This is a genomic window from Pseudomonas sp. ENNP23 (assembly GCF_001728945.1).
In the GTDB taxonomy this organism is placed as follows: domain Bacteria; phylum Pseudomonadota; class Gammaproteobacteria; order Pseudomonadales; family Pseudomonadaceae; genus Metapseudomonas; species Metapseudomonas otitidis.
In genome coordinates this window covers 1-9,872 of the sequence record NZ_LYSP01000079.1, presented here as the reverse complement: position 1 = coordinate 9,872, position 9,872 = coordinate 1, and the positions used below count along the sequence as shown (strand labels likewise).

General features: G+C 68.3%; 8 protein-coding genes. 2 read left to right on the top strand and 6 right to left on the bottom strand.

Features of this window, described 5'->3' with window-relative positions:
• Nucleotides 1–407: 407 nt before the first annotated feature.
• Nucleotides 408–1,343, bottom strand: a complete 936-nt coding sequence (locus tag A9G05_RS25760; RefSeq protein WP_069563645.1) for a p-hydroxyphenylacetate 3-hydroxylase reductase component — start codon at nucleotides 1,341–1,343, stop codon at nucleotides 408–410.
• A gap of 59 nt (nucleotides 1,344–1,402) precedes the next feature.
• The gene (locus A9G05_RS25755) at nucleotides 1,403–2,572 is read right to left on the bottom strand and encodes a p-hydroxyphenylacetate 3-hydroxylase oxygenase component (RefSeq protein ID WP_069563644.1); all 1,170 of its coding nucleotides are present in this window, start codon (nucleotides 2,570–2,572) and stop codon (nucleotides 1,403–1,405) included.
• 321 nt (nucleotides 2,573–2,893) lie between these two features.
• Between A9G05_RS25755 and A9G05_RS25750 the strand changes: the two genes are divergently transcribed.
• A complete protein-coding gene (locus A9G05_RS25750; RefSeq protein WP_069563643.1) occupies nucleotides 2,894–4,090 on the top strand; it encodes an MFS transporter in 1,197 nt (398 codons plus the stop codon).
• On the opposite strand, the gene A9G05_RS25745 is transcribed toward A9G05_RS25750, so the two are convergent.
• The 4 genes from A9G05_RS25745 to A9G05_RS25730 are packed head-to-tail and all read right to left on the bottom strand — an operon-like array spanning nucleotide 4,054 to nucleotide 8,174.
• A complete protein-coding gene (locus A9G05_RS25745; RefSeq protein WP_069563642.1) occupies nucleotides 4,054–5,247 on the bottom strand; it encodes a Bcr/CflA family multidrug efflux MFS transporter in 1,194 nt (397 codons plus the stop codon). The two genes, A9G05_RS25750 and A9G05_RS25745, sit on opposite strands and share 37 nt — an antisense overlap.
• 55 nt (nucleotides 5,248–5,302) lie before the next feature.
• On the bottom strand, nucleotides 5,303–6,625 hold the full coding sequence (locus A9G05_RS25740; protein ID WP_069563641.1) for a TRAP transporter large permease: 1,323 nt from the start codon (nucleotides 6,623–6,625) through the stop codon (nucleotides 5,303–5,305).
• A complete protein-coding gene (locus A9G05_RS25735; protein WP_069563640.1) occupies nucleotides 6,622–7,146 on the bottom strand; it encodes a TRAP transporter small permease in 525 nt (174 codons plus the stop codon). The genes A9G05_RS25740 and A9G05_RS25735 overlap by 4 nt, the downstream gene beginning before the upstream one ends.
• Nucleotides 7,147–7,151: 5 nt before the next feature.
• Nucleotides 7,152–8,174 carry a TRAP transporter substrate-binding protein gene (locus tag A9G05_RS25730; RefSeq protein ID WP_069563639.1) on the bottom strand — a complete coding sequence of 341 codons (1,023 nt, stop codon included), beginning with the start codon at nucleotides 8,172–8,174 and terminating at the stop codon, nucleotides 7,152–7,154.
• Between the two features lie 314 nt (nucleotides 8,175–8,488).
• Here A9G05_RS25730 and A9G05_RS25725 point away from each other — a divergent pair, with 314 nt between their 5' ends.
• The gene (locus tag A9G05_RS25725; RefSeq protein ID WP_069563638.1) at nucleotides 8,489–9,751 is read left to right on the top strand and encodes an OprD family porin; all 1,263 of its coding nucleotides are present in this window, start codon (nucleotides 8,489–8,491) and stop codon (nucleotides 9,749–9,751) included.
• The last annotated feature ends 121 nt before the right edge of the window (nucleotides 9,752–9,872 follow it).

Sequence of the window (9,872 nt, the reverse complement as noted above, 5' to 3'; positions counted from 1 at the left end):
CGCGGGCAGCAGGTTTTCCACTCATGGGGCACGTCCCTGTATCCGGTGACTGAAACTCGACACGGCTGGCCTATGGCCTTAAGGGATCTCAAAACCAAAGCCCCACTGACCGCTTCGAGACGAGCGCCGGAACCTAGCAGACCTAACCTGCGCAACTTCTTGCGCAGCACCGCGCTAACCCTCGCGACTGCTGGCACAGCAAATTCTGTAAGTATTTATTTCTGATCATTTAGAGCCGTGCGAGAGTGTTTGCCACGACAGATTCAAGGTGGGTCCGCGTTAATTCCGAACACGCGGCATCGGCTCCTCTGCGTCGACACGGCGGCCATGAGTACTGTCGTCGTGGAGAGTCCGGGCAGGGTCTTGCACGACCCTGCCCGGCGCTTGACCGAGCCTGCCGATGCGGATCAGGCAGCGGCGATGATGGCCTTGAGCACGCTGCGGAAGGTCTCCACCTGTTCGGCGCTGAACTGGCTGAAGACGCTGTCCTGCTGCTCCTGGGCGATGCTCCAGAGCGCTTCGGCCTGTTCCACGCCCAGCGGCGTGAGGGCGTAGCTGCCGCCCTGCTCCACCACCATGTCCTTGCGCCGGAGGATGGCGGCCGCTTCCTCGATCTCGCGCCTGGGCATCGCCACTTCGCGCTGCAGGCCGCACTCGTCGAGGCCGGCGTCGTTCTCCAGCACCATCAGCATGCGCGCCTCGCTGGTGCGCAGGCCGGTGGACAGCTGGCGCGGCTGGTAGGCGGCCTGGTAGCTGCGCAGGGCCTGGGTCATGAGGTAGTAGAGGTTGTGCCGCAGGCGGCCCTGGAAGGCGCTGGTGGCGGGGCGCTCCTCTTCCTTGCGGGTCATCCGCGCATGGGGCAGGACCATGGAATAGGCGCCCTGGTGGTAGAGCAGCGGGGAGCGGCCGAAGTCATCGAAGGCCACCACCTTGCCGATCAGGATCCAGTGATCGCCGCCCTCGATCTGCGCCCACTTCTCGCACTGGAAGCGCGCCGAGCAGTCGGCGAACAGCGGGGAGCCGCCGAGGCCGACCTCGTGCTCGAAGCCGGCGAACTTGTCGTCCTTGGAGCGGGCGAAGCGGTTGGACAGGTCGATCTGGTCGGCGGCGAGGATGTTCACCGCGAAGTGGCTGGCCGCCTCGAACACCGGCAGGCTGCCGGAGCGCTTGTCGATGCTCCAGAGGATCAGCGGCGGGTCAAGGGACACGGAGTTGAAGCTGTTGGCGGTGACGCCGGCCTTCTCGCCCGAGGCGGTGGCGGCGGTGACGATGGTCACGCCGGTGGCGAAGTTGCCCAGCGCGCGACGGAAGTCGCGCGGGTCGAAGCACGCTTGGGTAGTCATAGTCGTCTCGCTGGCCGCCCTGCTGGCGAGGGCGGCGTTCTTGTTATCGGGTGGCGGGGTCAGACCATGCTCGGGTCCGGCTCCAGGCCCATCAGCTCGCGGCCGAGGATCTGCGCGCAGACGTCGTAGTCGGTGTAGGCGTGGGCGCCGGTCATGTGCGAGTCACGGAACAGGCGCTGCATCTCGTTGCCCTCGAACCAGGCGGTGCCGCCGGCGGCTTCGAACAGGCGGTCCACGGCCTGGATGCACATCTTCACGGCGTAGGCCTGGTTGGTGCGCCAGTAGGCCAGGGTCTCGCGGCTCGGGTACTCGTGGCGCTCGCCGTGGGCGGCGTGGTCCTGCCAGGTCTTCTCCAGGAAGGCGCGGGCGGCGGCCACCTGATGGGTCGACTCGGCCAGGCGCATCAGCGCCGGGGTGGCGGTGCCGACGCTGGCGCCGGTGTAGGCCCGCACGCGGTTTCTGGTCTTCTCCTTGAAGGCCTCCAGCATGCGCTCGGCGATGCCCAGGCTGATGGAGGCGAAGCCGCTGGCGAAGTATGGGCGGTATGGGGTGTAGAAGATCTTGCTGTCGGGGTACAGGCCGAAGCCGGCGGAGCGGCCTTCCATCATGTCCTTGGCGGCCTGGATGCGGTGGTTAGGGACGAAAGCGTCCTTGATCACCAGGGTCTTGGTGCCGCTGCCGCGCATACCGGCGGCGAACCAGTCGTCACGGATCGCGTAGTCGCTGCGCGGCAGCACGGCGAAGCAGTAGACCAGCTCACCCTCGGCGTTCTGCCGGCGGCAGCCGACGATGGCCCACTCGGCGTGGTCGCAACCGCTGCTCCAGCCCATTTCGCCGTTGAAGCGCACGCCGCCGTCCACTTCCTCGATGCGGCCGAAGGGGGCGATGGAGCTGCTGGCGGTGGCGTCCGGGTCCTTGCCCCAGATTTCGTCCTGCAGTTGCTTGGGGAACATCGCCAGTTGATGGCTGTGGGTGCACAGCAGGCTGAAGGCCCAGGCGGTGCTGGCACAAGCGCCGGCCAGGGCGATGACGCACTCGGTGAACTCCGGCAGGGATATCTCCAGGCCACCGTAGGCGCGGGGCTGGAAGGCACGGTGCATGCCGATGCCCTTGAGCATGGCGATGTTCTCGGCGGGGACCATGCGATCACGCTCGGCCTGGGCGGCATTGGCGGCGATGGCAGGGAGGATTTCCCGCAGTGCGTCGAGCAGGGGATTTGTCTTTTTCATCTGGAGGCCCTGGTTATTGTTGGTCGCAGGCAGGCGCTACCGCGAACGCTCCGGAACACCCGGCATGCGTGACATGCGGTCTGACTACCCGGTGGGGTTCGGGCACATTATGAAGATATGAACGATCCCCCTGAATGGACGTTCCACAGGGTCGATTGTACTTTTCATGGGATTTTCGCGATTTCATGCCCGGCTTTTCCGGGGGCTGCCGGCGCCCTGCCCCACCCGGCTCGGGAAGCCCCCATCGCGGCGGATATGAATATGTTAATGAACGGCGTTTTTCATTAGCATGGGCGCCCCGCCCCTTGCCGCCGCCCGCCCATGACCTGGCCCACCGCCCTGCGTGCCCTGCGCCACCGCAACTTCCGCCTGTATTTCTTCGGCCATGCCGTTTCCACCCTGGGCACCTGGATCCAGCAGGTGGCGCTGGCCTGGCTGGTGTATCGCCTTACCGGCTCCTCGGCACTGCTGGGGCTGGTGACCTTCGTGGCGCTGCTGCCGCAACTGCTGGTGGGCCCGCTGGCCGGCGCCTGGATCGACCGGCACGACAAGCGCCGCCTGCTGATCGCGGTGGAGGCGCTGCTCGGGGTGCAGGCCGCCACCCTGGCGGCGCTGACCGCCAGCGGCCTGATCGGGCCGGGGCTGATCGTGTTCATGGCCGGGCTGCTGGGGGTGCTCAACGCGGTGGACACGCCGCTGCGCCAGTCGCTGCTCAGCCGCTTCGTCGACGAGCGCGAGGACCTGGCCAACGCCCTGGCACTGAACGCCATGCTCTTCACCCTCGCCCGCTTCGTCGGCCCGCCCCTGGCCGGGCTGCTGCTGGGGGTGGTCAGCGAGGCGCTGTGCTTCGCCCTCAACGCCCTCTCCTACGGCGCGCTGATGCTGGGCCTGTGGTGGGTGCGCATGGGGCCGATCCCGCGGGCCAGCGGCTCGTTCCGCAACGTGTTCGGCGAAGGGGTGGCCTATGCACGGGGCACGCCGGCGGTGAAGGCGATGATGCTCAGCGTGATGGCGGTCAACCTCACCGCCTCCAGCTACGTGGTGCTGCTGCCGGTGTTCGCCAAGGACATCTTCGCCGGTGATGCCACCACCCTCGGCTGGCTCTGGGGCGCCGCCGGGCTCGGCTCACTGGCCTCCAGCGTGCTGCTGGCCAGCCACCGGGCGCCGAGCGCCCTGCCCCGGGTCATCCTCGCCTCGGCGGCGGCCAGCGGGCTGGCCATGCTGGTGTTCGCCTGGAGCACGCAGCTGTGGCTGTCGCTGGTGGCGATGGCGGTGCTGGGCTTCGGCATCTCCAGCAGCAACGTCGGCACCAACATCGTGCTGCAGAGTTCGGCCCCGGAGACTCTGCGCGGGCGGGTGGTGTCGCTGTACACCTCGGTGCGCTTCGGCTTCGACGCCATCGGCGGGCTGCTCGCCGGCCTGCTGGCGGCGCAGCTGGGCGCGCCGCCGGTGCTGGCCGCAGCCGGCGTGCTGTTGCTGCTCTATTGCCTGTGGGATGCGCGCCGGGCCAGCCGGTAGGCCAGCAGGCAACCGATGCCGGTGGCGCCGATCACCAGGCACATGGGCAGCGGGGTGCCGTCGTACAGGGCACTGACCAGCGCGCTGCAGGCGGTGCCCAGGCCGAACTGGGTGGCCACCGCGAGTCCGGCTGCCGCACCGGCCTGCCCCGGGTAGGCTGCCAGCAGGCAGGCCAGGCAGTTGGCGCCGAGCAACCCGGTGACGCTGACGTACGCCACCACGCAGGCCACCACCATCGGCAAGCCGCCGACCCCGGCGAGCCCCACGCCGGCCAGGGCCAGCCCGGCCACGGCGGCCACGGCGGTGCCCCAGGCCAGCATGCGCTCGGGCGACACGCGCCCCACCAGCCGGGCATTCAGGAAGGTGGCGACGATGATGCCGGCGATGTTCAGGCCGAACAGCCAGGCATAGCCCAGGGGCGAGACGCCGAAGTAACCGATGTAGACGAAGGGCGAGGCGGTGATGAAGGCGAACATGCCGGCGAAGCACAGGCCCATGCAGAAGATGTAGCCCAGCGCCAGCGGCTGCAGCGCCATGCGCCCGTAGGCGCGGAAGGCCTCGCCCAGGGTGCGGCCACGGGCCTCCGGCAGGTGCGTCTCGGGGATCTTCCAGGCGGTGGCCAGCAGGCACAGCCCGGCGAACACCATCAGCACCACGAACAGCGAGCGCCAGCCGGCCACCAGCATCAGGTAGCCGCCCAGCAGCGGCGCCACCAGGGTGGCGAACATGGTCACCAGGTGCATCAGCGAGAGCACCCGGGCCGCATCGCGCAGGGGGAACAGGTCCCGCACGATGGCCCGCGCCAGCACCGAGGCCGCGGCCCCGCCGAGGGCCTGCAGCAGGCGCCAGGCGATCAGCGCTTCGACGCCGCTGGCCAGCACGCAGCCGAGGCTGGCCACCAGGTACAGGGCGATGCCGCCCAGCAGCAGGCGGCGCCGGCCGTAGCGGTCGGACAGCGGCCCGTAGGCGAGCATGCCCAGGCACAGCCCGGCGAGGAACACGCCGATGGTCAGCTGCACCGCCGACTCCGGCGCGCCCAGGTCGGCGGCGATGCGCGGCAGGCTCGGCAGGTACATGTCGATCGACAGCGGGGCGAAGGCCACCAGGGCGGCCAGCAGCACGATCAGGCGCTGGGGCTGGGCAACGGTCGGGGTCATGGGCGGGTTCCGCAGCGGCAGGAAGGAAACGGCCGCCCGCAGGCGGCCGGTTGGATCAGAGGCTGAGCAGCCACAGGCTGAGCCCGGGGAAGGCCACCAGCAGGGCGATGCGCACCAGGTCGGAACAGAGGAAGGGCACGATGCCCCGTGCCGTCTCGCCGTAGGGCACGTCACCGGCGGCGCGCTGGACAATAAACAGGTTCATCCCCAGGGGCGGGTGGATCAGGCCGATCTCCACCACCATCAGCGCGAGGATACCGAACCAGATGGACTTCTCCGTCTCGCCGAGGCCGAAGAAATCCAGGCCCATGATCATCGGGTAGAAGATCGGGATGGTCAGCAGGATCATCGCCAGCGAATCCATCACGCAGCCCAGCAGCAGGTACAGGGCGAGGATCAGGATCAGCACCAGCATCGGCGCCAGGCCGCTGCCGATCACCCAGGCCGCCAGCTCGCCGGGCATCTGGGTCAGCGCCAGGCCGGAGTTGAGCAGGTCGGCGCCCAGCAGCACGAGGAAGATCATCGCGGTGGTCTCGGCGGTGCCCAGCAGGCTGGCGCGCAGCCCGCTCCAGCGCATGCCGCCCTGCAGCATGGCGAGCACGCCACAGGCGGCGGCGCCGATGGAGGCGGCCTCGGTGGGGTTGGCCCAGCCGCCGTAGATGCCGACGATCACCACCAGGAACACGCCGATCACCGGGCTCACGCCCAGCAGCGCGCGCAGCCGCTCCGCCGTGCTGGCACGGGGGGAGACGGTGGCCTGGCTCTCGTCCCGCGCCACCATGATCCGCAGCACCAGCATGTAGCCGAGGATGGCGATCACCCCCGGCACGATGGCGGCGACGAACAGCTTGGCGATGGATTCCTGAGTCAGCACCGCGTAGATGATCAGCGGCACCGACGGCGGTATGAGGATGCCCAGGGTGCCGCCCGCCGCCACCGTGGCGGTGGCCAGGCGCCCGGAATAGTTGTGCCGGCGCAGCTCCGGCAGGGCCACGTGGCTCATGGTGGCGGCGGTGGCCAGGGACGATCCGCAGATGGCCCCGAAGCCGGCGCAGGCGCCGATGGCGGACAGGCCCATGCCGCCCTTCCAGTGGCCGATGAAGGCAGAGGCGCAGCGGAAGATGGCCCGCGACAAGCCACCGTGGGTGGCGAACTGGCCCATCAGCACGAACAGCGGAATCACCGCCAGGTCGTAGTTGGACAGCCGCGAATAGGCCAGGTCGTTGAGGGTGAACAGCAGCGAGGACAGGTCACCGTCGTTGACCGCCCAGAAGCAGGCGGCGCCGCCCACCAGCATGGTGATGCCAATGTGCACCCGCAGCAGCAGGAGGCTCATGGTGATGGCGAGGGCGATCAGCCCGAGGGCGAGGCCGCTCATGCCGCACCCCCGCCGCCCAGTACCCGCGCCGCCCGGGCCAGCGCGCACAGGGCGAGCAGGCCGAGGCTGGGCACGATCAGCGCCAGGGGGATCCACAGCGGCAGCGCCAGCAGCGTGGTGGCATCGCCGTATTCGCGGTTGTCGACCATCTGCAGCGCGGTGCGCCAGGCCAGCAGGCCGGCCGCGGCGGCGCACAGCAGGTGGGCCAGGGTGTCCAGGCCACGGCGGATGCCCGCCGGCAGCCAGTTGCTCAGGGCATCGACGCGGATGTGCATGCCGCGCAGCTCGCACAGCGGCAGGAAGGCGGCGATGGCGATGGCCGCGCCGACTTCCATCAGCTCCATGTCACCGCGCACCGGGGTGGAGAACAGCTTGCGGCCGATGATGGAGAGCATGGACATGCCCACCAGGGCGATCAGCACCAGGCCACCGGCCAGGGCGAAGGCCTCGGCCACCCGCAACAGGCCCCGCTGCAGCGGACCGAGGTCCGCCGCCGGAGTGAAATCCAGGGATTCCTTCATGGTGCTTACCGGGCCTCGCTGGCGAGGGTGCGCACACCGTCGACCAGGGCACGGCCGTCCAGGCCCTTGCCGTCGGCTTCGCCGATCCACTGCTCGACGGCGCCGGCCGAGGCCTTGCGCAGGGCTTCGTAGTCGGCCTCGGCGAAGGTCACCCGCGCGTCGGCCGGGGTGGCGGCAACGGCGGCATCGGTGGCCTTGTCCCAGGCACTGGCGAAGCGTTCCGACAGGGCCTTGCCACTGTTGCGCTCGATGATGGCCTGCAGGTCCGGCGGCAGGCTGTCGAACTTGCGCGGGTTCATCAGCATCGCCAGCACGGTGTAGCCCACGGCGGGCTGCCCTTCCGGCACGTCGGTGTGGTACCGGGTCACTTCGTCGAGCTTGGTGGCAGGCACCACTTCCCAGGCGGCCAGGGCGCCATCCACCACGCCCTTGGAAATGGCTTCGGTCATCTGCGCCGGCGGCATGCTCACCGGGGTCGCGCCCAGGCTTTCGACGGTCTTGGCGGCGGTGCGGCTGGAGGCCCGCAGCTTCAGCCCGGCCAGGTCCGCCAGGGTCTTCACCGGCTGGCCACGGGTGTGCAGGCTCATGCCGCCGTCACCGTGGACCACCAGCACCTTGTAGCCCTTGAAGTCGTCCTTGGCGTAGCGCTCGTAGTAGTCCCAGATGATGGCGTTGCCCCGCGCGCCGCCGCTGGGCAGCACGAACGGCAGCTCCAGCGCCTCGACCCGGGGGAACTTGCCGGCGGAATAGGCCGGGGCGGTCCAGACGATGTCGGCCACGCCGTTGCGCGCCATGTCGGCGAGCTTGGCCGGCGTGCCGCCGAGCTGCATCGAGGGGTAGAGCTGGCAACGCAGGCGCCCGGCGGACTCCTCGGTCAACTGCGCGCACCAGGGCTCGATGATGTTGGCCTGGGCGTTGGAGGTGGAAGGCAGGAAATGCGCCACCTTGAGGGTGATCACATCGGCGGCCTGGGCCAGGTGCGCCAGCGGCAGGGCCAGGCACAGGGTAGCGAGGGGAAGGATCTTCATCGGGGTGGCTCCTTGTTGTTCTTGTAGGGCGGGACGGGGAACGCAATTCCGTTAATAAGTTAATTTTATTGCGCGCACTGTCAACACCTCTTCGCGGGGCCGCTGCGTCTCAGATGGGCTTATCTCGCGTCCTGAATTCAATTAATCACATATAAATCAATTAGTTAAATATCAACCAACATACACAAAGGTCACCCACCCAACCAAGGTAGGTCTCCAGTCGTATTGTTAAAATATTAACTAAATGCCTAGAGTATGCCCGCCATCGCCCACCCGACGGCGATGGTTTCCCCTCAATCCTGGAGACAAGAACAATGATCAGGACCCCGAAACCGCTGGCACTCGCCTGCCTGCTGGGCCCCGCGCTGGGCCTCGGTGGCGTGGCACGGGCCGACTTCCTGGCCGACAGCAAGGCCAGTGTCGAAGCCCGCAACATGTACATGAACCGCGACTTCCGCCAGCACGGCGCCGCCCAGGCCAAGGCCGAGGAATGGGCCCAGGGCTTCACCCTGCGCTACGAGTCCGGCTTCACCGAAGGCACCGTCGGCTTCGGCCTGGACGCCATGGGCCAGACCGCCATCAAGCTCGACTCCGGCAAAGGCCGGCGCGGCACCGGCCTGCTGCCCTACGGCGCCCGGAGCCACGAGCCGGAGGACACCTACAGCGAGCTGGGCGTGACCGCCAAGCTGCGCCTGGCGCGCAGCGTGCTGAAGCTCGGCACCCTGCAGCCGCAGTTGCCGGTGGCCGCCTACAACGACGTGCGCCTGCTCTCCTCCACCTACTCCGGCGGCCTGCTGACCTCCCAGGACGTGGATGGGCTGACGCTGAACGTCGGCCGGCTGGAGAAGATCAACCTGCGTGACTCCTCCAGCAACGACGAGATGAACTACGGCGGCGTGGAAAGCGCGCACCTGGACCTGATCGGCGGCAGCTACGCGGTCAACCCGGGGCTGACCCTCAGCTACTACGCCGCGCAGATGGAGGACATCTACCGCCAGCACTTCGTCGGCCTGGTGCACAACGCCAGCCTCGGCGACGGGGTGACGCTGAAGACCGACCTGCGCTACTTCGACACCGGCGAGCACGGCGACCACCGCTACCGCAGCGCCAAGCGGGTGGACGGCGGGCGCATCGACAACCGTTTCTTCAACGGCATGCTCACCCTCGGCATGGGCGCCCACAAGGTCGGCCTGGGCTACCAGAACCTCTCCGGCGACGGCGACTTCGCCTACCCGGGGCTGGACCCGTACTCGGTCAACCTGGTGACCTTCAACGTCTTCACCAAGGCCGAGACGGACGCCTGGCAGGCGCGCTACGACTTCGACTTCGCCGCCCTGGGCATCCCCGGCCTGAGCTTCATGACCCGCTACGTGAGCGGTGAACACGTGCAGACGGCCAGCGTGCGCAACGGCAAGGAATGGGAGCGCGACACCGACCTGGCCTACGTCTTCCAGGACGGCCCGCTGAAGGGCTTCAACGTGCGCCTGCGCAACGCCACCTTCCGCTCCAGCAACGGGCTGACCACCGACGTGGACGAGAACCGGCTGATCCTCGGCTACACCCTGCCGCTGTTCTGAGCAGTCAGTGCATGCGCAGCCGGATGACTGCGCATGCACTCGGTCTACCACAAGAACTGAGCTACACGTAACGCGCTAGAAAACGCAGGGAAAAGCGCTCTACAAACGCTCTGGCAAGGCA

Coding starts and splice junctions, on each gene's coding strand:
- A9G05_RS25735 (WP_069563640.1), bottom strand. CDS start 7,146: ATGAAGGAATCCCTGGATTTCACTCCGGCGGCGGACCTCGGTCCGCTG.
- A9G05_RS25730 (WP_069563639.1), bottom strand. CDS start 8,174: ATGAAGATCCTTCCCCTCGCTACCCTGTGCCTGGCCCTGCCGCTGGCG.
- A9G05_RS25755 (WP_069563644.1), bottom strand. CDS start 2,572: ATGAAAAAGACAAATCCCCTGCTCGACGCACTGCGGGAAATCCTCCCT.
- A9G05_RS25745 (WP_069563642.1), bottom strand. CDS start 5,247: ATGACCCCGACCGTTGCCCAGCCCCAGCGCCTGATCGTGCTGCTGGCC.
- A9G05_RS25725 (WP_069563638.1), top strand. CDS start 8,489: ATGATCAGGACCCCGAAACCGCTGGCACTCGCCTGCCTGCTGGGCCCC.
- A9G05_RS25750 (WP_069563643.1), top strand. CDS start 2,894: ATGACCTGGCCCACCGCCCTGCGTGCCCTGCGCCACCGCAACTTCCGC.
- A9G05_RS25760 (WP_069563645.1), bottom strand. CDS start 1,343: ATGACTACCCAAGCGTGCTTCGACCCGCGCGACTTCCGTCGCGCGCTG.
- A9G05_RS25740 (WP_069563641.1), bottom strand. CDS start 6,625: ATGAGCGGCCTCGCCCTCGGGCTGATCGCCCTCGCCATCACCATGAGC.